Genomic DNA, 20,255 nt, shown 5'->3' on the forward strand with positions numbered 1-20,255 from the left:
GGTGTGTCTGCGACCGGGTAGCCTTTTTGACCATGACGAACGGTGAATCGACGCCAACGGAGCTGCGTGCGTCCGGCACGGTAGGTGTCGCGATGGTGACCCCCTTCAGCGCCGACGGCAAGCTCGACGTCGATGCTGGGGTCGCGCTCGCGGTCCACCTGGTCGAGCGCGGCGTCGACCTGCTCGCGATCTCCGGAACCACCGGCGAATCGCCGACCACCACCGAGTCCGAGAAGGCCGATCTGCTGCGTGCCGTCGTCGACGCGGTCGGCGAGCGCGCGACCGTGATCGCGGGCGCGGGCACCTACGACACCGCGCACTCGATCGAACTCGCGCGCAGCGCGCAACGCGCGGGTGCGCACGGATTGCTCGTGGTGACGCCGTACTACTCCCGGCCGACCCAAGCGGGCCTGATCGCCCACTTCACCGCGGTCGCCGACGCCACCGATCTGCCGGTCACCCTGTACGACATCCCGGGCCGGTCGGTGGTGCCGATCGCCGCGGACACCATCCGTAAGCTCGCCGAGCACCCGCGCATCGTCGCGGTCAAGGACGCCAAGGGCGACCTGAACATGGGTGCGGAGCTCATCGCGAGCACTGGCCTGACCTTCTACTCCGGCGACGACGCGCTCAACCTCCCGTGGTTGTCGGTCGGCGCTGCCGGATTCATCAGTGTCATCGGGCATCTCGTCCCGGACCGGCTGCGTGCGCTGCTGGCGGCGTATACCGCGGGTGAGGTGGTGCGCGCCCGCGAGATCAACGCCACGCTGCTGCCGTTGCACGCCGCGATGGCCCGGCTGGGTGGTGTCGCGATGTGCAAGGGCGGACTGCGCCTGCTCGGGGTAGAGGTCGGCGAGCCGCGGCTACCGCAGTTGATGCCCACTACCGAGGAGTTGGACGTATTGGCTACCGATCTACGGACAGTCGGGGTGGTGTCGTGAGTGAGCCTCTGGCCCGTCGTCCCCGCCGCAGCGCAGCCCGCCCGGCGGGGGCGCCCGCCCCGGCCGAGCCGACGCCGCCGCCCGCACCACAGAAACCGGTCGAACCGCGCGCGGCCGAGCCCGTCGAGGTGACGGGGGAGCCCGAAACGATCGTCCAGGCGGAGCCGACCAAGCCCGCGCAGGCGAGATCGGAACCCCGGGCCCGGGAAGCGGCGTCCCGGCGTCGTGGACGTGCTTCCGCCGGCGGGCGGCGGGCCGAGGCGCCGCCACCACCGGCGGCTCCGATCGCCACGCACGACCGTCTCGGCGTTCCGCCCGCCCTGCCCCAGAACGGCCTGCGCGTGTTCGCGCTCGGCGGCATCGGCGAGATCGGCCGCAACATGACGGTTTTCGAGTACGGCGGCAAGCTGCTGATCGTCGACTGCGGCGTGCTGTTCCCGGAGGACCAGCAACCCGGCGTCGACCTGATCCTGCCCGACTTCCGTCCCATCGAGCACCGGGTGGACGACGTGGTCGCGGTCGTGCTCACCCACGGTCACGAAGACCACATCGGCGCGGTGCCGTTCCTGCTGCGGCTGCGGCCGGATATTCCGGTCGTCGGCTCGAAGTTCACTCTCGCGTTGGTCGCCGCGAAATGCCGGGAGCATCGCCAGCACCCGAAGCTGGTCGAGGTGGAAGAGGGCCAGCACACCACGCACGGCCCGTTCGGCTGCGAGTACTTCGCGGTCAATCACTCCATTCCCGACGCGATCGCCGTCGCGATCCGCACGCCCGCCGGCGTCGCCCTGCACACCGGCGATATCAAGCTCGATCAGCTGCCCCTGGACGGACGGCTCACCGACCTGGCCGGATTCTCCCGGCTCGGCGACGAAGGCGTCGACCTGTTCCTGGTGGACTCGACCAACGCGGAGGTCCCCGGGTTCGTCACGCCGGAACGCGAGATCGGCGGCGTACTGGACACGGTGATCGGCAAGGCCGCCAGCCGGGTGATCGTCGCGTCGTTCGCCAGCCACGTGCATCGCATCCAGCAGGTCGTCGATGTGGCTCAGAAGTATGGGCGGCGTGTGTGCTTCATCGGGCGCTCGATGGTCCGCAACATGCAGATCGCGCAGGACCTCGGCTACTTGACTGTGCCGGACGGCGTTGTCGTCGATCTCGACGTCGCCGCGACGCTGCCCGCGCATCGCCTGGTGTTGATCTCGACCGGGTCGCAGGGCGAGCCCCTGTCGGCGCTGTCGCGGATGGCGCGGGGTGAACATCGGCAGATCAACATTCGTGCCGACGATCTGGTGGTGCTGGCCTCCTCGCTCATCCCCGGTAACGAGAACTCCGTGTATGCCGTAGTGAACGGCCTGGCCCGGTTGGGTGCCACGGTGATCACCCAGCAGAACGCCAAGGTGCACGTCTCCGGGCACGCGTCCGCGGGTGAGCTGCTGTACCTGTACAACGCGGTGCGGCCGACCAATGCGATGCCGGTGCACGGTGAGTGGCGCCATCTGCGTGCGAACGCCGCGTTGGCGGTCGCGACCGGTGTCCCCGAGGATCGGGTGGTGCTCGCGGAAGACGGCGTAGTGGTGGATCTGGTCGACGGCATCGCCTCGATCGTCGGCCGCGTGCCGGTCGGGCACGTGTACGTCGACGGGCTGTCGGTGGGCGATGTCGGTGAGTCGACGCTGTCGGACCGCCTGGTGCTCGGCGAGGGCGGTTTCATCGCGATCACCGTCGCGATCGACGAGACCACCGGCAAGGCGGTCAGCACGCCCGAACTCAGCGGGCGCGGCTTCTCCGATGATCCGACCGCGCTGCGGGACGCGGCAGAACTGGTGGAGGTCGAGTTGCTGCGGCTGGCGGGCGAGGGCGTCACCGACACCCATCGGATCGCGCAGAGCGTGCGGCGTGTGGTCGGGCGCTGGGTGGCCGAGACCTATCGGCGTCGTCCGATGATCGTGCCGACGGTGATCGGCGTCTGATCCGGCGAAAACTGCGAATGCGCCGGATAGCCCAGCTATCCGGCGCATTCGTTCACTCGCGCGGGGTCACTCCTGGCAGGCCGCGGACTCGATCTTCGCGCTCTTGACGATATTGCAGGCGAAGGTGTGATCAACTTTCCACTGGCCGCCCTCGGAGACGAACTGGATGAACGCGTTGTCCACCGGGGTGTTATCGATGGTGACCTTGGCGTCGGCCTTGAGCTTGCCGTCCTTCGGGTCACCCACGTTGGTGACCTCGACGGTGACCTTCTGCTTCTTCGCGGCGTCGACGAGGTTGGCGACCAGATAGGGATCCTGCTCGGCGGCCTGGATCCAGCTGATCTTCTCCGCGTCGGGCACGTTGGGATCGAACGCCTTCTGCAGCCGCTCGTTCAGTTGCTGCGCGGAGGGCTTGGCCAGTGCGGGCGAGGAGGGCGTGGTCGGCGCCGAGCCGGCCTCCTTGTCGCCCTTGTCCGAGCCACCTTCCAAGGCGCCGGCCGCGTGGCTCGGGTTGGCGCTGGTACTCGGGGACGAGGAGTCCTTGCCCGAGGCGCAGGCAGTCAGCGAGCAGGCCGCTGCGGTGAGGACGACGGCCACGGCAGTCCGGAAAATGCGATGCTTCACGATGGTTCCTTCGACTCGAATACCGGGCGTCAGCCGTGGTTGGACGTGCAGTTCCAATGCACGATGTAGGCGTCGGAATCGTTGCGCAACAGGGCTTGGCCCTGCGCACTGCGCCGCGACGACGCGTACCCCCAGCTCCAGGTGCCGGTGCCGGAGGAGTACGCCACGGCGCCGCAGCCGTTGCGGAACCACACCACTGTGCTGCAGTCGCCGACGCCGCAGGAACTCACGGCACGCCGCCGGGCGCTGGCCGAATCCGGATAGTCGTAGGAGTACCCGATCAATCCGGTGGAGGTGGACAGTGCGATGGCACCGTAGTTGTCGGTGTAGGCGTGCGCCGCGGGCGCGCTGACGGCCAGCGCGGTACCCGCCGCCGCCAGTGCGGCAACACCGGTAGCAAACTTCTTCACGGAGGTTTTGCCCCTTCTTGTCATTAGGTCCACGACCCGATGGACCGAAAGACAAGGTACCGAGCCGACTCTCGTTGCGCCAACTAGCGATTTCCCGGCATGGGGGTAAACGGACCGTGCGGTCTGTGCCATGTGGTACGCAGACCGTGCGTCTCGAGCGCTGGATACTCGAGCGACGCCACAGTAGCGACGGTCGGCAGGTCCCCCACTTGTCCTGATCCACACACTGCGGCTCGCCGTGAGATAGCGTCTGAACGCGAATCCCGCGCCACCGGACTCGTCCGGCCTGAAGACCGGAAGGGTCAGAACAAGCTAGCCTGGGGCCATGGCAGGTAAGTCCCGCAGCACCACGACGACTCGGGCGCGGGCGGGATCGGCCCGGGGGAGGACCACTACGCCGCGGTCTCGCACGGCCACGCCGCGCGGGGCGGCGACCCGCACGCCCGCGGCGTCCCGCCGCACCACACGGACCCGGCGTCCGGTCCGCGCCACCTCGAACACGGCGCCGCTGACGGTGATCGGTCGCGGTATCAGTAGCGGCTGGACCATGCTGGCCCGCGGCCTCGGCGCGACCACCCGGACGTTGAGCCGGGCCGGGGAGATCGAACACGGACATCGGCGCGACGGCATCGCGCTGGCCCTGATCGCGTTGAGCGCCGTGATCGCGGCGGCGGTGTGGCTGACGGCGGGCGGGCCGGTCGGTCGCTGGACCGAGGACGTCATCCGGGCGATCTGTGGATCGGTCTCGGCCGCAGTGCCGTTCGTGGCCTCCGGAATCGCCGTTGTCTTGATGCGTACCGAACCGCGACCGGAGATCCGGCCGCGACTGGTCCTCGGTGGGCTGCTGATCGGTCTGCCGATGCTGGGTTTGTGGCACGTCGCGGCGGGCGCGCCCACCGACGCGCACGGGCGTTCCCGCGCAGCGGGTTTCGTCGGCTTCGTCGTAGGCGGGCCGTTGACCAACGGCTTGACCGCCTGGCTCGCGGTGCCGATCCTGTTGCTGGCCATAATCTTCGGCCTGCTGCTGGTGACGGGTACGACGGTGCGCGAGGTCCCCGACAAACTGCGTGGATACTTCGGCGCCGAGCGCGGGGACGACGAACCCGGCGACTTCCGTGACTACGATCCGGCCCACTACGACGCCGACGGTTTCCCGGTGCACCGCTCCGGCACGAAGCGGCGTGGGCGCACGCCCGCCGAGAACTATCCGCCCGATGAGTTCGGCGATCCCGAAGCGGTCACCGAGATGCTCGGCGAACCGCCGCTGCGCGACGCCAAGCCGATCGCGGTCGAGGAACCGGCGCCGAAGCCGAAGCCGAAGAAGCAGCGTCCGGCCGCGGCAGTCGAGGACCAGACCCCACCGCCGCCGCAACAACTGGAATTCGTCGCCGACCGCGAAGTCGAAGGCGACTACATGCTTCCGCCGCTGTCGCTGCTGACCGACGGCGACCCGCCCAAGAAGCGCAGCGCCGCCAACGAATCGATGATCGAGGCGATCACCGAGGTGCTGGTGCAGTTCAAGATCGACGCGGCGGTCACCGGTTTTGTGCGCGGCCCGACCGTCACCCGCTACGAGGTCGAACTAGGGCCCGGCGTGAAGGTCGAGAAGATCACCGCGCTGGCCCGCAACATCGCCTACGCCGTCGCGACGGAGAATGTCCGGCTGCTCGCGCCGATCCCGGGTAAGTCGGCCGTCGGCATCGAGGTGCCCAATGCCGATCGCGAGCTGGTCCGGCTGGCCGACGTGCTCAAGTCACCGGCCACTCGCACCGACCACCACCCGCTGGTGATCGGTCTCGGCAAGAACATCGAGGGTGAGTTCGTCTCGGCGAACCTGGCCAAGATGCCGCATCTGCTGGTCGCGGGCTCGACCGGTTCCGGCAAGTCGAGTTTTGTGAACTCGATGCTGGTGTCGCTGCTGCAACGGGCGACGCCGGATGAGGTCAGGATGATCCTGATCGATCCGAAGATGGTGGAACTGACCCCCTACGAGGGCATTCCACACCTGATCACGCCCATCATCACCCAGCCGAAGAAGGCCGCCGCCGCGCTGGCCTGGCTGGTCGAGGAGATGGAGCAGCGCTATCAGGACATGCAGGCCAACAAAGTTCGCCATATCGACGACTTCAACAAGAAGGTCAAGTCGGGCGCGATCACCGCGCCGCTGGGCAGCGAGCGGGTCTACCGGCCCTACCCATACATCCTCGCCATCGTCGACGAACTGGCCGACCTGATGATGACCGCACCGCGCGACGTGGAAGACGCGATCGTGCGCATCACGCAGAAGGCCCGTGCGGCAGGCATCCATCTCGTGCTCGCCACGCAGCGTCCGTCCGTGGACGTGGTGACCGGTCTGATCAAGACCAACGTGCCCTCGCGGCTGGCGTTCGCGACCTCGTCGCTGACCGACTCGCGGGTTATCCTCGACCAGCCCGGCGCCGAGAAGCTGATCGGCATGGGTGACGGATTGTTCCTGCCGATGGGCGCGGGCAAGCCGACTCGTCTGCAGGGTGCGTTCATCAGCGACGAGGAGATCCACGGTGTCGTCGACTTCACCAAGAACCAGGCCGAGCCCGATTACCAAGAGGGCGTGACCGCGGCCAAGGCGGGCGAGAAGAAGGATGTCGACCCCGATATCGGCGACGACCTCGACGTCTTCCTGCAGGCTGTGGAACTGGTGGTCACCTCTCAGTTCGGGTCGACCTCCATGCTCCAGCGCAAGCTGCGTGTCGGCTTCGCCAAAGCCGGGCGGCTGATGGATCTCATGGAGACCCGGGGCGTGGTCGGCCCGAGCGAAGGTTCCAAGGCGCGTGACGTGCTGGTCAAACCCGATGAGCTGGAAGGGTTGCTCTGGTCGATCCGCGGCGGTGGCGCGCCGTCCGAGCCGCAGGAGTGATCCGGCGCACGATGGTTCCCTCGGCGAGATTCGAACTCGCATCTACCGGAATCTAGATCCGGCGCCTCTGCCTGTTGGGCCACGAGGGATCGGCGGTCGGGCGCGGATCACCCCGCCCTACCAACCGAGCTACGTCCGGGTGCACGAAAAAGGGCCAACCCTCGGCGATTTGCCGCCGGGTGGCCCCTGTCCGCACGGGTCGTTGTGAAAGACACGTTCAGGGGCCGCTCCGCACGATCATCCGCCAACCCGGGACGGGCGAGGCGGATAGCGCAGTACGGGCGCGCGGACGCCGGGCAGCGCTCGGTGACACCTGTCGCCGAACCGCCTCGATCATCGTCGTCGCCTTTCCTGTGATCTTCGTCGCTATCGAAAGGTAACATCCGTTCTGCTCTTGTGAACCGCTTTCGGCGGCGCCCCGCGCGCCGTTCAGTTCGTGGGGCCTACCGGGAAGCGGCTCACCGCGTACCGGATTGTCCAGCGTGCGCACGGGCTCGCCCGTTTCGGTTCGCCTGCTTCAGGGGTGCAGTTCGGCATCGAGGGCTCGACGAGCTGTGCCATGACCAGCCGCGGTAGCCGATGTGGAATCATGTTCCGCAACCACCCCGTTAACTAGATGTAACGGACAAATCGGGCATTATGGACGTCATGACTTTCCCTGCCGATCGGCGCGCCGCATGCACGTAACCGCACTCGAATGGGTGATCACCATCGCGGTGATCCTCGGACTGTTCGTCTTCGACTTCTTCGCACACGTCCGCACTCCGCACGAGCCGACGTTCCGGGAATCCGGGTTCTGGTCCGCGGTCTACATCGGACTGGCGCTGGCCTTCGGCGGCGTAGTCGCCTGGCAGTGGGGCTCGACCTACGCGGGGGAGTACTACGCCGGCTTCGTCACCGAGAAGGCGCTCTCGGTGGACAACCTGTTCGTGTTCCTGATCATCATGTCCAGTTTCGCGGTGCCGCGCATCTACCAGCAGAAGGCACTGCTGATCGGCATCGTGATCGCGTTGGTGATGCGCGGTATCTTCATCGGCGTCGGTGCGGCCGCGATCAGCGCCTTCAGCTGGGTCTTCTATCTTTTCGGGTTCTTCCTCGTCTACACCGCGGTCAAGCTGATGCGGGAGACCGGCCACGAAGTCGAGGCCGAGGAGAAGCGCGACAGCCGAATCGTCGCGCTGACCAAGCGGATCCTGCCGACCACCGACGAATACGACGGCGACAAGCTGGTGACCAGGATCGACGGACGTCGCGCGGGTACGCCGCTGCTGCTGGCGCTGCTGGCCATCGGATTCGCCGACCTGCTGTTCGCGCTGGACTCCATCCCGGCCATCTACGGCCTGACCGAGCAGCCCTACCTCGTGTTCACCGCGAACGCTTTCGCGCTCATGGGGTTGCGGCAGCTGTACTTCCTGATCGGCGGGCTGCTCGACCGGCTGGTTTACCTGTCCTACGGCTTGGCGGCCATCCTCGCGTTCATCGGTGCGAAGCTGGTGCTGCACGCACTGCACGAGAACACGTTGCCGTTCATCAACGGTGGCGAGCACGTCACGGTACCGGAGATCTCTACGCCGGTCTCGCTGGGCGTCATCCTCGCCATCCTGATCATCGCCACGGTCGCGAGCCTGCTCCGGACGCGCGCCCGCGTCGGCCGCTAGCGGATCAGGACGTGAAGGGTCCGGACGTCGGTGCCCATTCCACCGCGCGAACGTCGTCGATCAGGCTCTCTCGAGCGAACGGATCCTGCGTGAGCAGGTCTTTCAACGCCGCCGCGTCCTCCGCCCGGAAGATCAGCAGCGCGCCGGACCCGTTGGGGTACGGCCCGCTGCTGAGCACGATGCCGGACTCCCGCAGACCCGCCAGCCAGGCGCGGTGCTCGGGACGGTAGGTGTCGCGACCGGCGGCGGCCTGTTCGGAATAGGCGTAGTCGACGGCAAAGATCGGCATGGGTAGCGCTTTCTGTGGGACGGGCTCAGAGGGTTAGCAGCATGCGAGTATTGCCGAGGGTGTTCGGCTTTACATAGCTGAGATCGAGGAACTCCGCGACGCCGGTGTCGTACGAGCGGCACATCTCCGCGTACACCTCGGCGGTGACCGGCGTGCCGTCGATCTCGACGAAACCGTGCCTGCCGAAGAACTCCACCTCGAAGGTCAGCACGAACAGCCGCTGCAGCTCGAGTTCGCGTGCCACCGCGATCAGCCGCCGCACGATGAGCTTGCCCACACCGCTGCCTTTCACCTCCGGGTGCACCGCGACTGTGCGCACCTCACCGAGGTCGGCCCACAGCACGTGCAGCGCACCGCAGCCGACGACGCGGCCGTCCAGTTCGGCGACCCAGAACTCCTGCACCGCTTCGTAGAGCGTGACCAGGTTCTTCTCCAGCAGGATACGGCCGGCGTACGCGTCGACCAGGCGCTTGATCTCGGGCACATCGGAGGTTCGGGCGCGTCGGACGACCGGGACGGAGGTCTGCGCGGCCGAAGCCGCGCCCGGGTGCGCGTCGCTTGTCGAACCACCTAGTGGTCCCCGAGAGGTCATGGGGTGCACAGTAGTCGGCCCGGCTACCGATACTCTGAATGTGTGCCGCAGATCCAGCCGTCCCGCTCGCCGCGTCGCGCCGGGTTGCGCGACGGGATGACGAGGCGGCCATGACGCGGCAGGCCGCGGGCGAGGCGGCGATATGAGCGTGCAACCCGAGGAGACGGATCGCCCCTGGGGGGCGCCCGATCCGGTCCGGCCCGGTTTCGCCGGCACCCAGGCCGAGGCGGTAGCACCGCTGCTCAACATCGCGAATGTGCTCACCATGCTGCGCATCGCGATCGTGCCGCTGTTCGTCGTGGCCCTGTTCGTCGGCGGCGGGCACCAGACCGGCTGGCGGATCGCCGCCGCCGCACTGTTCGGGCTGGCCGCGATCACCGACCGGTTCGATGGGCAACTGGCGCGCAAATACGGTTTGGTCACGGATTTCGGTAAGCTCGCCGACCCTATCGCCGACAAGGCGCTCATCGGGTCCGCGGTGATCGGCCTGTCCCTGCTCGGTGACCTGGCCTGGTGGATCACGATCGTCATCTGCGGTCGGGAGTTGGGTGTGACGCTGCTGCGGCTGGTGGTGGTGCGGCGCGGGGTGATTCCGGCCGGACGCGGCGGCAAGCTCAAGACCCTGGTGCAGTCGCTGGCGATCGCTCTGCTGCTGTTGCCGCTGTCGGGCTGGTTCGCCGCATTCGGGATGGTTCTGATGTACCTGGCCGTCGCGCTGACCGTGCTCACCGGGCTGGATTACGTCGGCCAGGCGGCCAGGGTGTGGTTCGCGGGCGGACCGGGCCGAACGCGTAAGCCATGACCGATCCGCTCGTCGCCCTGGTGCCCGCTGCCGATCTGGTGAGTGCGCTGGTGACAGCGCGGCAAACTGTCGCGACCGCCGAATCGCTGACCGCCGGACTTCTTGCCGCCACCATCGCCGGGGTTCCCGGTGCCAGCGCCGTACTGCGCGGCGGGTTGGTGGTGTACGCCACGGATCTCAAACAGAGTCTCGGCGGTGTCGACGCGGACCTGCTCGCGACCGAAGGTCCGGTGGCAGCCGCAACCGCCGAACAACTGGCGGTGGGGGCACGCACGAGATGCGGTGCGGACTGGGGTGTGGGCCTGACCGGGGTCGCGGGTCCCGATTCGCAGGACGATCACCCGGTAGGCACGGTGTTCCTCGCCATCGCGGGCCCGGCGCATACCGAAGTCGTGCGGTTGAAACTCCCCGGCGACCGGTGGACGATCAGAATCGGCGCAACGCGCACGGCGGTATCCGAATTGCTGCGTTGCGTGCAGGAAACGGGTTCGGCCGGCTGGGCCGGGCGCAACCGTTAGCCCGGCGGGAACCATCCGGCCGTGCTCAGACGTTGTGCGAGAAAGAACGGCATGCGTGGGGTCGCGAACGCGTCGGCCCGGCGACCGGGAGCGAAGGAGAACGAGATGACGCTGCTGCGAGAGGCGATCGGTGACAGTTTGCGGCGTGCTCGTCTCGCCCAGAATCGGACCCTGCGCGAGGTGTCCTCATCGGCGCGGGTGAGCCTGGGCTACCTCTCCGAGGTCGAGCGCGGCCGCAAGGAGGCGTCGAGTGAACTGCTCGCCGCCATCTGCGAGGCGCTGGACGTGCCGTTGTCGCGGGTGCTGTGGGATGTGAGCACGATCATGGCGGGCGTCGACGGCCTGCCGGTCGGCGCGCCCGCGGATGGCGCCGCCGAGCCAGCCGCGGCCGAGCCGGAGCGGACCGACGCCGAGCCCGCGGCGACCGCCGAGCCCGCACCGGCCTCCGCCGCCATGTCGGCGGCCGGAGCGTGCCCGCTGCCGCTCGCCGAAGACACCAGGATCGTTATTCCCGCACCGAGATCGGACACGCTGGTCCTGGTGAAGGGTATGTGACCCGGAATGAGCTGCAGCCGTTGCGGCAACGCTGCGGGCCGAGGTGAAAAGCGGATAGATTCTCTATGAGGCGTCGTTCGGGCCGGGCACGCCCGGCCCGGGTGCCACATGGTGGAGGATAGGCACATACCGGGTGCGTGACGGTCGCGCACTGGAGTCGCGCTGCGGTGCGGCATGTCAGATGGAGGCGGGATCAATCGATGGCTAATCCGTTCGTCAAGGCCTGGAAATACCTGATGGCCCTCTTCGACGCCAAAATCGAGGAGCACGCGGATCCGAAGGTCCAGATTCAGCAGGCTATCGAGGAAGCCCAGCGGCAGCACCAGGCCCTTTCCCAGCAGGCCGCGTCGGTCATCGGCAATCAGCGTCAGCTGGAGATGAAGCTGAACCGGCAGTTGGACGAGGTCGAGAAGCTCAACGCCAACGCGCGCCAGGCCGTGTTGCTGGCCGATCAGGCCACCGCGGCGGGCGACACCGGGAAGGCGATCCAGTACACGAACGCCGCCGAAGCGTTCGCCGCGCAGCTGGTTACCGCCGAACAGTCCGTCGAGGACCTGAAGGTCCTGCACGATCAGTCGTTGCAGGCCGCGGCTCAGGCCAAGAAGGCCGTGGAGCAGAACGCGATGCTGCTGCAGCAGAAAGTCGCCGAGCGCACCAAGCTGCTCAGCCAACTGGAGCAGGCCAAGATGCAGGAGCAGGTCTCCGCGTCGCTGCAGCAGATGGATTCGACGCTGTCGGCTCCGGGCAGCACGCCGAGCCTGGACGCGGTGCGCGAGAAGATCGAGCGCCGTTACGCCAACGCGCTCGGCGCCGCCGAACTCGCGCAGAACTCGGTGCAGGGCCGCATGCTCGAGGTACAGCAGGCCAGCGTTCAGATGGCTGGGCACAGCAAGCTCGAACAGATCCGTGCCTCCATGCGCGGCGAGCAGCTGCCCGCCGGGGGCGCCCAGACCGCGATCACCCCCGCGCAGCCGCAGATGGACAAGGGGCAAGCCGCCCAGCAGTAGCCAGCGGACGGACATTCCGCGAGGAGTGTCGGTGGGGGCTGCTTCACTGAAGGACATGGCATGGGTACCCGACCAGCCGGCCGTCGGCCAGGTCGCACCCGAGCCGGTCCGATGCGCACAACCGTTGGGAGAGTTGGCATGAGCGGTCAGGCCTGGAGGCGGGAGCGAAGCGTGTCCACGCAGGGCCCCGTTCATGCCGGGATGGATACGGCATGAGCGGTCAGGCCTGGAGGCGGGAGCGGAGCGTGTCCACGCAGGGCCCCGCGCGTGCCGGGATGGATACGGCATGAGCGGCAGTGCGTTTCGGGAGCGGCGGATCGAAGCGCGGCGTCCGCGTGGGTCGGCGATGATCCGGGCCCAGGCCGCACTCGCGCCGCAGCCGGGCAGTCTGCCGGATAGCATTCGCGAAGTCGGGGAGAATGCCTTGGTCGCGGTGCGACGCTGGGCCGATCCGCGGGAGCGGGAGTTGCGCCGCCGCCGCAGAGCCCGCCGCCGTAGCCTTCAGCTCGGCACCGTCTCCGGCCTCACCACAGCGGGAGCCGTTGGGCTCGTGGTTATTTCGGCACCAGTCTGGGCCGTGGTGGTGCTCGGCGGCGGTGCGGTCGCCCTGGTGACCGGGGCGGCACTGAGCACTCGCCGCTATCTGCGGCTGCGGGCCGCGCCGCTACCGCAGGCGGCGTTCATTCCGCGTAAGCAGCCGCCGCTGTGGTCGAATGCCCGGCAGTCGATCATGCGACTGGGTCGGGCGGAGAAGGCATTACACGGGCTCGGCACGCAGATCGCCCGCTCGAAGCGGCTGCCCCGAGAGGAGTTGGCCGACCTGTTGGAGACAGCCGAATCGGGGGCTTCGGCGTTGCACGCGCTCGCCGCCGACATCACGGCGATGGAGCAGGGGCTCGCCGCGATGGGGCACGCGAATTCGCCTGCGGCCGTGGCGCTCACCGAGCACCTGCGACTGACGCTGGGCAGGCTCGATGCCGGGATAGCGGAATACGAACAGATCGTCGCCGCCGCGGGCCGGATTCTGGCGATCCCGGACAACACCGTGGTGCGGCACAACTTCGATACCATCGTCGCGGATCTCCGGCATGCCTCCGACCGGATGGATGGATGGGCGCAGGCGCTCACCGAGATCGCCGACCGATCGGCGCCCACGTCGCCGCAACCACCGACCTGATCGAATCGGTTCAGTGCGTCCGGTCCCGACCGCGCAACTCGTCCGCCCTGGTGCGGAGCGGTATCCATTGCGCACCGGAACTCGGAGATCATCCGGGTACTGAATCGGGTACCCGGCTGATCGTGGGCGGCCGATGCCGCCGGTCGCGGTAATTGCGCACGCCGACCAGTATGGGTAGCACAAAAATTGCTGAACGAGCGATTTTGTCCATCGGCATGGGATTTCCGGTTGAATTCGGTTTGATTGGCGGGATGCCGGGTAGTTGCCACCCTGTAGCTGATCGACCCGACCCGGGCCGGGCCGGGACCGTGCACTAACTGGGCAGGAGCACGTCATGCTCGATGTTTCGCACTGGCAATCGCTGCTCGACGAGGATACCCAACGGCTGGCCATCAGCCGCTATCCGGCGTATGCGTTCGCCGACGACGCGGTGCACCAGGCGCGCAGGTCACAGCGCGTCGCTGCCGGTCTCGGCGTTATCGAACGATCCACAAGCGACTGAACCCTTTCTCGGTACGCGCGGTGTACGGCCGCGTTCTGTCGGGCTGCGCATCGCACCGAACGAACTGCGGAGGAACCCATGACCGAAATGCTGGAAACGCTCATCGGCAGCTCTGTGTACGACCCCGGCGGCGCCAAGATCGGCAAGGTCAAACGGGTCTATGTGGACAACGAGTCCGGTTCGCCCACCTGGGTCGCGGTGTCCACCGGGCTGTTCAGCCCCGATGCCTTGGTCCCGTTGGCCGGAGCCGAGCATCGCGCCGACTCGGCCGTCTTGCAGGTGCAGGTCGAGAAGGAGGCCGTGAAGGCGGCGCCCCAACTGGACCGCGACGGGCAGATCAGTCCGCAGGCCGAGCAGGAACTGTTCGACCACTATCAGATCGACCCGGACGGCGCCGCCTGGGACGTCTACGGCAGGCAGCCGCTTGCGAACCGGCAGCGTGCCGAGAACCGGGGATTGCGCCAGGAAGAACGCTGCGGTAGCGGTGCGGAGCCGGAGGATGTCGGCATGGAACGGATGCGCACGTACCTGGACAGCGAAGAGGAGACATTGCACATGCCGGTCACCGCCGATCCGATGCGGATCGAACGCGAGCCGGCCGCCGACCCGTATGCCGTCGACTCGGCCGATCTCGGTATGCAGGCCGATCTCGGCATGCAGGAGCCTCCGTACGGCGATCGGCTCACCGACGGGATGGAGGACCCGGAGCGTCCCACGCGCTGACTGCGGCGCCCGGATCGGTCGCGCCGAGTGTCGACCCGGCGAGTCGAAGTCCGATGGACCGCCTGTTGACATCCACGACGGTGTACGCGTCCGACGACGCGTGCACCGTCGTCGTCTGTGGTGTGATCCCCTGGCGCGCAGCGCGACATCCAGAGTCGTGGCGTCTGATTCGCATGCGGCCTTCCCCCGACGCGGACGCGGCACCCAGAGTGTGCGGCGCTGAGCGCGAGACCCGGTCGACTCCCGAAGCGACCGCCTCCGGTCTCGGGGTGAACCCTGATTTACACCCCGATATCCCTTCTCACCTGCTGATTTCCGCCGTTCCAGGTGTCATGCTCGAAGCGGAATCGACTTCTGGGAGGCAGCAAATGTTGTGGAAAATCATCGGCATCGTCGCGGTGGCCTGGATCGCGCTGGCCATCATCGGCGCGCTGATCAAAGGACTGTTCCCGATCCTCGTGATCAGCGCGATCGTGTTCGGCCTGTACCTGCTGTACAAGGCGGTGTCGGGCTCGGACGATTCGACGGTGAGCAAGCTGTAACGGATACCGGGCCGGCAATGCTTGAATGATCTCTCGTGGATCAGGTTCCGGAGGACTGGCAGCGCGGCTTGGTGATCGTCGCGCACCCTGACGATATCGAATACGGCGCGGCCGCTGCGGTCGCGCGGTGGACCCGGCAGGGCAAGGACATTCGCTACCTGCTGGTCACCAGCGGAGAATCAGGTATCGCCGGTGTGCCGCCGGCCTCCGCCGGGCCCCTCCGGGAGGTCGAGCAGATCGCGGCGGCCGAGGTGGTGGGCGTGCGCGAGGTGGAGTTCCTGCGCTACCCGGACGGGCGAGTCCAGCAGAGCCTGGAATTGCGCCGCGACCTCGCCGCCGCGATTCGCAGGCAGCAGCCGGAGATGGTGGTGCTGTTCAATTTCGGCGATATCTGGGCGCCGGGCTACGCCAACAGTGCCGATCATCGCGCCGTCGGCCGGGCTGCCCTGGACGCCGTCGCCGATGCGGGCAACGAGTGGATCTTTCCGGAAATCGCCGGGTGGAAGCCGTGGTCGGCGCGTTGGGCGGCGGTCGTGGGACCGGTCGCAACGCACGCCGTCGACGTCACGGAGAATCTTGTCGAGGCGGCGGCATCGCTCGCCGAACATCGCCGCTACCTCGAGGCGCTGAGCCCCGAGCCCGTCGCCGACCAGGTGCGCGCCGTCGTGGATCGGGCGACCGGTCCTATCGAGGGGTTCCCCGCCGAGCACGCGGTCGGATTCGAGCTGTTCTACTTCGGCAGTTGATCCGTATTCGAAGCTGGTCGCCCCGCGCAACGGCGGTGGTTGTGGCGGGGCTCGCCGCCGGTCTCCGGCATCGGACGCGCTCCGAGGCGGGTGCCCGATGCCCCGATGGTCGTGTGGCAGGCTGAGCGGATGCGAGTAGCTGTCGTCGCAGGTCCCGATCCCGGGCATGCGTTTCCCGCTATCGCGTTGTGCTTGCGGTTTCTGGCCGCCGGTGACGAGCCGGTGCTGTTCACCGGCCCGCGCTGGTTCGACTCTGCGTTGGCTGCCGGAATCGGCGTGCGTCGGCTCAAAGGTCTGGCCCCGCGGCCGGTGGACGATGACGCCGACGCGGGCCGGCGCATTCACGAGCGGGCCGCGCATGTCTCCACCGAGATCCTGCCCGAGTTGAGCGCCATGCTGCCCGAGCTGGTCGTCTCCGATGTGCTGACCGCAGGTGGCGGGATGGCCGCGGAACGACTCGGCGTGCCGTGGGTGGAACTGTCGCCCCATCCGCTGTATCTGCCGTCGAAGGCGTTGCCGCCCATCGGGAGTGGCCTTGCTCCCGGCGCGGGCCTGCATGGGCGGATGCGGGACGGGCTGTTGCGCGGTATGACCTCACGCGCACTTCGCCACGGCCGTCGTCAGCGGGAGCGGGCACGCGAGAGCGTCGGTCTGTCGTCCGCCGACCCGGGGCCGGCCGCCCGGCTGATCGCCACCTTGCCCGCGCTCGAGGTGCCGCGACCGGACTGGCCGCAAGCGGCTCATGTCATCGGTCCACTGCTGTGGGAGCCGACCGATGCGATCCTGGATCTTCCAGCTGGCGATGGGCCGCTGGTGATGGTCGCTCCGTCCACCGCGCACACCGGGGTCGCGGGCATGGCCGAAACCGTCCTCGAGGCATTGGACGGCACCGGGGTTCGCGTGGCGATCTCGACGCTGGATACGCCACCGGCCGATCTTCCCCCGTGGGCTACGGCGGGGCTGGGTCGCCAAGACGAACTCCTGACCCACGCGTCGGTCGTGGTGGGTGGTGGCGGTCACGGCCTGCTCACCAAGTCCTTGTCCGCCGGCGTTCCGATCGTCACCGTTCCCGGTGGCGGCGATCAATGGGAGCTGGCCAACCGCGCTGCCCGCCAAGGTAGTTCGATTGTCGTACGCCCGTTGTCGCCCGGAGCTCTGCGTGCCGCTGTCGCGGAAATCCTCGCCGACCCCGGCTACACCAAGGCCGCGGAAGCGGCCAGCGTGCACGCCCCGCTCCCGGACCCTGTAGCCCTCTGCCACCGGATTGCGCAACCTGCCCATCCCTGACCGGTGCCGGCCGGGCGCGCCGCTGTCCTGGTGGTCTGTGCGGTGCGAGTAAGTTCGGTACGGTGCGGTTGACCGAGTTTCAGGAACTGTTGCACGACGAGTTCGGTGTGGCCCGGGGCGACGCCTTGCTGACCGACCATGTGGTACCCGCCCTGGGGGGACGCACCGGAGCCGACGCCATCGAGGCCGGCGTCGATCCTCGGGAGGTGTGGCGCGCGCTGTGCGCGGAGTTCGACGTGCCCAAGGCACGCTGGTGAACGCGCCCGGCCGGGTCGGGTGGGACGAGCCGCTCTACCGGTTCGATGAGCGGCACCGGATGATCCCGCACGACCCGCAGCGTCTCGCCGCCAGGGTGGCGCAGGCCCGCCCCGTCGATTTCGCGGGATTCCGGCAGACCGGAATCGAGCTGATGCTGCTCGGCCGCTATGACGAGGCGCTCGATCATCTCGATCGCGCGCTGGAATTGGTGGACACCGAGCGACGCAGGATCACCGTGTGGATCAACCTCGGCGATGTCTACCGCTACAGCGGCGACGCGGGCACGGCGGAGACGCTGTACCGCCGCGCCGTCGAGCACGCGCGTGTGGCCGCGCCGGACGTACTCTCGTTCGCCCTCCAGCATTTGGGCAAGGCGCTCGCCGAACGGAATCAGCTGACGCAGGCGCATGAGCTCTTGACGGATGCGATGCGGCTGCGTCTCACCGAAGGCGAACCCGAGGAGATCGAATCCACCCGCGCCGCCCTGGATACCCTGGGCGAGCTGCCGATTCCATTGCCGCCCAGGGTCGCCGCGCTGCTCGGCGAGCTGCCGACCTGGTCGGATGAGCACGAAGGCAGCAGCGGCGACGTCGTGTTCGTGCACGGCGGCTATTGGCTCAAACGCGGACCGAAGGCGGTCGCCGAGTACGAACGCCTGACCTGGTTGCGCGGCCATGGGATTCGGGTGCCGGAGGTGGCGGCGTTCGACGCCGACGTATTGCTGCTCGCCGACGCAAGCGCGCGGAGCCTGGCCGCTCGAGCGGACTCCGACGGCCGGTATCCGACCTCGATCGGCACCGTGCTCGGCTCGGTTCTGCGGCGGCTGCACAGCATTCCGATCGATGAGTGCCCGTTCGATGGACGGCTCGATGTGGTCTTGGCGCGGGCGCGCCGCCACGTGATCGAAGACCTCGTTGATCCGGACGACTTCGACGACGACCACCGCGGGTCGGTTCCGGCGGAGATCTTCGCGCGGCTGCTGGCGCAGCGCCCGGGCCAGGAGGATCTGGTGGTTGCGCACGGTGATTTCACCCCCTCGAACGTGCTGGAGGGCGAGATCCTGCTCGATCTGGGTGCGCTCGGCGTCGCCGATCGATACCGCGATCTGGCGCCGGCCGCGCGCGATCTGCGCGCGGGCTTCGGCGCGGCGGAGGTAGCCGCCTTCTTCGCGGCCTACGGCCTGGCCGAGCCGGACGAGAGCCGCCTGCGGTACTACCGTCTGCTCGACGAATTGTTCTGAGCCTCGCGCGCTTCAAACCTTCCGCGCGTAGTGCCGGGCCGCTTTGGTGCGGTTGCCGCAGGTGGCCATCGAGTGCCAGCGGCGGGTTCCGTTCTTCGAGGTGTCGTAGAAGAACAGCACGCATTCCGGGTGCGCGCACTGACGGATTCGGTCGGGCGCGGCACGCAGCAGTTCCAGCAGATTGTCTGCGGCCAGCCAGGCGGGCAGCCAGGGTTTCTCGGGGACGTCGACCAGATCGGTGGGCCTGGATTCGGTGAGTACGCGCCGGATCCGGCCGTGTGCGAGCACCTCGTTGATCCCGGCGTGCGAGGCGTGCACGACCACGTCGTAGACGGCTGTGCGGGCGGCCAGCACCGCGGCCAGCGTGGCCTCGTCGGCGCTCGCTCGATCGGCGAGGCCCGCCGATGCCAGCCAGATGCGCAGTCCGGCTACGCCGGTGAGCAGATCCCGCGGTCCGTTCTGGATCCACCGCGTGTTCAGCAGATCGAGTGCCAAAGGTTCACCGAGGTGGGGGCGTGGATCGGGCATGCCCGAGGGTATCGAGTCCGCGTCGGTGGGCACGGTGACCACCTCCCTCTAACTAGTCATATCTATTTCAGCGGTTGACACGATTGCTGTCACCTCATTATCTTCTAACCAGTCAACAGATAAAGAAGGTTAAATCTTCGGAGCGGCGTGGGGGAGCGCTGCGCTGGGGAGTCGCTGAACTCTCGCCCGTCAATCCATGAAGTCTGTCTACGAGAAAGGGAGTAGTCCCATGCGACCTCCGCTACCACCGTTCGACGCGGCATCGGCCAAGCTCAAAGTGCAGGCAGCCGAAGACGCCTGGAATACCCGCGATCCCGAGCGCGTCGCCGCCGCGTACACCGAGGATTCGGTGTGGCGCAACCGCGACGAGTTCTTCACCGGGCGCAGCGCGATCGTCGAGTTCTTGACCAGGAAGTGGTCCATCGAGAACGGATACGCACTGCGCAAAGATCTGTGGGCATTCGAAGGAAACCGCATCGCCGTGCGCTTCCAGTACGAATGGCACGACGATGCGGGCCAGTGGTGGCGCAGCTACGGCAATGAGCTGTGGGAGTTCGCGCCGGACGGCCTGATGTCCCGGCGGGAAGCCAGCATCAACGATGTCCGGATCGAGGAGGCCGACCGGCGCATCCTCGGGCCGCGCGATCCGGGCGACGAGTCGGTGCTGCCTCAGCAGTAGGGGACGCAGGACGCCACCGCCGCGTCGTGTGCTGCGGCGGTGGCGCACCACCTTCGGTCGCGTCGGCAGACGGCGATCAGACGGCGACGACGTGTTGCTCGGTTGCGGCCGGCTCGACCTCGGCCCGCGGGCGGTGGAGCAGCCCGAACGCGCCCGCTACGAACCCGGTCACGGCCATCGGAAGCATCGCCGGAACCGCGTGCGGCACCGACATGTGCAGGTGCTGCTGCAACCACAGCCGTGCGGGGTGTCGCAGGGCGCGTCGCTTGACTCGAACACCTGTTCGTCTAATCTGGTCCACGGAACTTGTC

The 20,255-nt window shown here is 67.8% G+C and carries 23 protein-coding genes and 1 tRNA gene; 17 read left to right on the plus strand and 7 right to left on the minus strand.

Annotation, left to right across the window (positions count from 1 at the left end):
- Positions 1-32: 32 nt before the first annotated feature.
- Positions 33-941: a 4-hydroxy-tetrahydrodipicolinate synthase gene (gene dapA, locus ACT86A_RS06725; RefSeq protein ID WP_445091111.1), complete on the plus strand. Its 909-nt coding sequence runs from the start codon at positions 33-35 to the stop codon at positions 939-941.
- A complete protein-coding gene (locus ACT86A_RS06730; RefSeq protein WP_445091112.1) occupies positions 938-2,911 on the plus strand; it encodes a ribonuclease J in 1,974 nt (657 codons plus the stop codon). Before dapA ends, ACT86A_RS06730 begins: the two co-directional genes overlap by 4 nt.
- Positions 2,912-2,977: 66 nt before the next feature.
- Here the strand turns inward: ACT86A_RS06730 and ACT86A_RS06735 are convergent, their stop codons facing one another.
- Positions 2,978-3,535 carry a WKL family lipoprotein gene (locus ACT86A_RS06735; protein WP_445091113.1) on the minus strand — a complete coding sequence of 186 codons (558 nt, stop codon included), beginning with the start codon at positions 3,533-3,535 and terminating at the stop codon, positions 2,978-2,980.
- Between the two features lie 29 nt (positions 3,536-3,564).
- The gene (locus ACT86A_RS06740) at positions 3,565-3,945 is read right to left on the minus strand and encodes a DUF4189 domain-containing protein (RefSeq protein ID WP_445091114.1); all 381 of its coding nucleotides are present in this window, start codon (positions 3,943-3,945) and stop codon (positions 3,565-3,567) included.
- 325 nt (positions 3,946-4,270) lie between these two features.
- On the opposite strand from ACT86A_RS06740, the gene ACT86A_RS06745 reads away from it, so the two are divergent.
- A complete protein-coding gene (locus ACT86A_RS06745; protein ID WP_445091115.1) occupies positions 4,271-6,841 on the plus strand; it encodes a DNA translocase FtsK in 2,571 nt (856 codons plus the stop codon).
- Positions 6,842-6,853: 12 nt separating this feature from the next.
- Here ACT86A_RS06745 and ACT86A_RS06750 read toward each other — a convergent pair.
- Positions 6,854-6,930, minus strand: a tRNA-Leu gene (locus ACT86A_RS06750).
- 588 nt (positions 6,931-7,518) lie between these two features.
- Between ACT86A_RS06750 and ACT86A_RS06755 the strand changes: the two genes are divergently transcribed.
- Complete coding sequence (locus ACT86A_RS06755; RefSeq protein WP_445091116.1) at positions 7,519-8,499, plus strand: TerC family protein; 981 nt, start codon at positions 7,519-7,521, stop codon at positions 8,497-8,499.
- A gap of 4 nt (positions 8,500-8,503) precedes the next feature.
- Here the strand turns inward: ACT86A_RS06755 and ACT86A_RS06760 are convergent, their stop codons facing one another.
- Positions 8,504-8,788 carry a YciI family protein gene (locus ACT86A_RS06760; RefSeq protein ID WP_445091117.1) on the minus strand — a complete coding sequence of 95 codons (285 nt, stop codon included), beginning with the start codon at positions 8,786-8,788 and terminating at the stop codon, positions 8,504-8,506.
- Positions 8,789-8,813: 25 nt separating this feature from the next.
- The gene (locus ACT86A_RS06765) at positions 8,814-9,380 is read right to left on the minus strand and encodes an amino-acid N-acetyltransferase (protein ID WP_445091118.1); all 567 of its coding nucleotides are present in this window, start codon (positions 9,378-9,380) and stop codon (positions 8,814-8,816) included.
- Between the two features lie 142 nt (positions 9,381-9,522).
- Here ACT86A_RS06765 and pgsA point away from each other — a divergent pair, with 142 nt between their 5' ends.
- The 12 genes from pgsA to ACT86A_RS06825 all read left to right on the plus strand — a co-directional run bounded on the left by pgsA (position 9,523) and on the right by ACT86A_RS06825 (position 18,737).
- On the plus strand, positions 9,523-10,182 hold the full coding sequence (gene pgsA / locus ACT86A_RS06770; protein ID WP_445091119.1) for a CDP-diacylglycerol--glycerol-3-phosphate 3-phosphatidyltransferase: 660 nt from the start codon (positions 9,523-9,525) through the stop codon (positions 10,180-10,182).
- On the plus strand, positions 10,179-10,700 hold the full coding sequence (locus ACT86A_RS06775; RefSeq protein ID WP_445091120.1) for a CinA family protein: 522 nt from the start codon (positions 10,179-10,181) through the stop codon (positions 10,698-10,700). The genes pgsA and ACT86A_RS06775 overlap by 4 nt, the downstream gene beginning before the upstream one ends.
- 105 nt (positions 10,701-10,805) lie before the next feature.
- Positions 10,806-11,255 carry a helix-turn-helix domain-containing protein gene (locus ACT86A_RS06780; RefSeq protein WP_445091121.1) on the plus strand — a complete coding sequence of 150 codons (450 nt, stop codon included), beginning with the start codon at positions 10,806-10,808 and terminating at the stop codon, positions 11,253-11,255.
- A gap of 200 nt (positions 11,256-11,455) precedes the next feature.
- Positions 11,456-12,262 carry a PspA/IM30 family protein gene (locus tag ACT86A_RS06785; RefSeq protein ID WP_445091122.1) on the plus strand — a complete coding sequence of 269 codons (807 nt, stop codon included), beginning with the start codon at positions 11,456-11,458 and terminating at the stop codon, positions 12,260-12,262.
- A gap of 286 nt (positions 12,263-12,548) precedes the next feature.
- Positions 12,549-13,439 carry a phage shock envelope stress response protein PspM gene (gene pspM, locus ACT86A_RS06790; RefSeq protein ID WP_445091123.1) on the plus strand — a complete coding sequence of 297 codons (891 nt, stop codon included), beginning with the start codon at positions 12,549-12,551 and terminating at the stop codon, positions 13,437-13,439.
- Positions 13,440-13,773: 334 nt separating this feature from the next.
- Positions 13,774-13,941, plus strand: a complete 168-nt coding sequence (locus ACT86A_RS06795) for a hypothetical protein (RefSeq protein ID WP_445091124.1) — start codon at positions 13,774-13,776, stop codon at positions 13,939-13,941.
- Positions 13,942-14,019: 78 nt separating this feature from the next.
- Positions 14,020-14,664, plus strand: a complete 645-nt coding sequence (locus ACT86A_RS06800; RefSeq protein ID WP_445091125.1) for a PRC-barrel domain-containing protein — start codon at positions 14,020-14,022, stop codon at positions 14,662-14,664.
- A gap of 209 nt (positions 14,665-14,873) precedes the next feature.
- Positions 14,874-15,206: a hypothetical protein gene (locus ACT86A_RS06805; RefSeq protein WP_445091346.1), complete on the plus strand. Its 333-nt coding sequence runs from the start codon at positions 14,874-14,876 to the stop codon at positions 15,204-15,206.
- A gap of 35 nt (positions 15,207-15,241) precedes the next feature.
- Positions 15,242-15,952, plus strand: a complete 711-nt coding sequence (locus ACT86A_RS06810; RefSeq protein ID WP_445091126.1) for a PIG-L deacetylase family protein — start codon at positions 15,242-15,244, stop codon at positions 15,950-15,952.
- Between the two features lie 129 nt (positions 15,953-16,081).
- On the plus strand, positions 16,082-17,239 hold the full coding sequence (locus ACT86A_RS06815; RefSeq protein WP_445091127.1) for a glycosyltransferase: 1,158 nt from the start codon (positions 16,082-16,084) through the stop codon (positions 17,237-17,239).
- Positions 17,240-17,301: 62 nt separating this feature from the next.
- Entirely contained in the window at positions 17,302-17,496 is a 195-nt protein-coding gene (locus ACT86A_RS06820; protein WP_445091128.1) for a DUF3046 domain-containing protein, read from the plus strand.
- Entirely contained in the window at positions 17,493-18,737 is a 1,245-nt protein-coding gene (locus ACT86A_RS06825; protein WP_445091129.1) for a phosphotransferase, read from the plus strand. Before ACT86A_RS06820 ends, ACT86A_RS06825 begins: the two co-directional genes overlap by 4 nt.
- A 12-nt stretch (positions 18,738-18,749) precedes the next feature.
- Here the strand turns inward: ACT86A_RS06825 and ACT86A_RS06830 are convergent, their stop codons facing one another.
- Positions 18,750-19,265, minus strand: coding sequence for a CGNR zinc finger domain-containing protein (locus ACT86A_RS06830; protein ID WP_445091332.1), 516 nt, complete (start codon positions 19,263-19,265; stop codon positions 18,750-18,752).
- Between the two features lie 229 nt (positions 19,266-19,494).
- Between ACT86A_RS06830 and ACT86A_RS06835 the strand changes: the two genes are divergently transcribed.
- Positions 19,495-19,944 (plus strand): nuclear transport factor 2 family protein, encoded by a 450-nt coding sequence (locus ACT86A_RS06835; protein WP_445091130.1) that lies wholly within the window; start codon positions 19,495-19,497, stop codon positions 19,942-19,944.
- Between the two features lie 76 nt (positions 19,945-20,020).
- Here the strand turns inward: ACT86A_RS06835 and ACT86A_RS06840 are convergent, their stop codons facing one another.
- The gene (locus ACT86A_RS06840; RefSeq protein ID WP_445091131.1) at positions 20,021-20,158 is read right to left on the minus strand and encodes a hypothetical protein; all 138 of its coding nucleotides are present in this window, start codon (positions 20,156-20,158) and stop codon (positions 20,021-20,023) included.
- Between the last annotated feature and the right edge of the window lie 97 nt (positions 20,159-20,255).

The sequence above is a fragment of the Nocardia glycosmidis genome (assembly GCF_052545115.1).

Excerpts from the sequence above, each read along its gene's own strand:
- ACT86A_RS06755 (WP_445091116.1), top strand. The coding sequence starts at position 7,519 with ATGCACGTAACCGCACTCGAATGGGTGATCACCATCGCGGTGATCCTC.
- ACT86A_RS06775 (WP_445091120.1), top strand. The coding sequence starts at position 10,179 with ATGACCGATCCGCTCGTCGCCCTGGTGCCCGCTGCCGATCTGGTGAGT.
- ACT86A_RS06835 (WP_445091130.1), top strand. The coding sequence starts at position 19,495 with ATGCGACCTCCGCTACCACCGTTCGACGCGGCATCGGCCAAGCTCAAA.
- ACT86A_RS06800 (WP_445091125.1), top strand. The coding sequence starts at position 14,020 with ATGACCGAAATGCTGGAAACGCTCATCGGCAGCTCTGTGTACGACCCC.
- ACT86A_RS06765 (WP_445091118.1), bottom strand. The coding sequence starts at position 9,380 with ATGACCTCTCGGGGACCACTAGGTGGTTCGACAAGCGACGCGCACCCG.
- ACT86A_RS06840 (WP_445091131.1), bottom strand. The coding sequence starts at position 20,158 with ATGTCGGTGCCGCACGCGGTTCCGGCGATGCTTCCGATGGCCGTGACC.
- pgsA (WP_445091119.1), top strand. The coding sequence starts at position 9,523 with ATGAGCGTGCAACCCGAGGAGACGGATCGCCCCTGGGGGGCGCCCGAT.
- ACT86A_RS06795 (WP_445091124.1), top strand. The coding sequence starts at position 13,774 with ATGCTCGATGTTTCGCACTGGCAATCGCTGCTCGACGAGGATACCCAA.
- ACT86A_RS06780 (WP_445091121.1), top strand. The coding sequence starts at position 10,806 with ATGACGCTGCTGCGAGAGGCGATCGGTGACAGTTTGCGGCGTGCTCGT.
- pspM (WP_445091123.1), top strand. The coding sequence starts at position 12,549 with ATGAGCGGCAGTGCGTTTCGGGAGCGGCGGATCGAAGCGCGGCGTCCG.
- ACT86A_RS06830 (WP_445091332.1), bottom strand. The coding sequence starts at position 19,265 with ATGCCCGATCCACGCCCCCACCTCGGTGAACCTTTGGCACTCGATCTG.
- ACT86A_RS06815 (WP_445091127.1), top strand. The coding sequence starts at position 16,082 with ATGCGAGTAGCTGTCGTCGCAGGTCCCGATCCCGGGCATGCGTTTCCC.
- dapA (WP_445091111.1), top strand. The coding sequence starts at position 33 with ATGACGAACGGTGAATCGACGCCAACGGAGCTGCGTGCGTCCGGCACG.
- ACT86A_RS06760 (WP_445091117.1), bottom strand. The coding sequence starts at position 8,788 with ATGCCGATCTTTGCCGTCGACTACGCCTATTCCGAACAGGCCGCCGCC.
- ACT86A_RS06785 (WP_445091122.1), top strand. The coding sequence starts at position 11,456 with ATGGCTAATCCGTTCGTCAAGGCCTGGAAATACCTGATGGCCCTCTTC.
- ACT86A_RS06745 (WP_445091115.1), top strand. The coding sequence starts at position 4,271 with ATGGCAGGTAAGTCCCGCAGCACCACGACGACTCGGGCGCGGGCGGGA.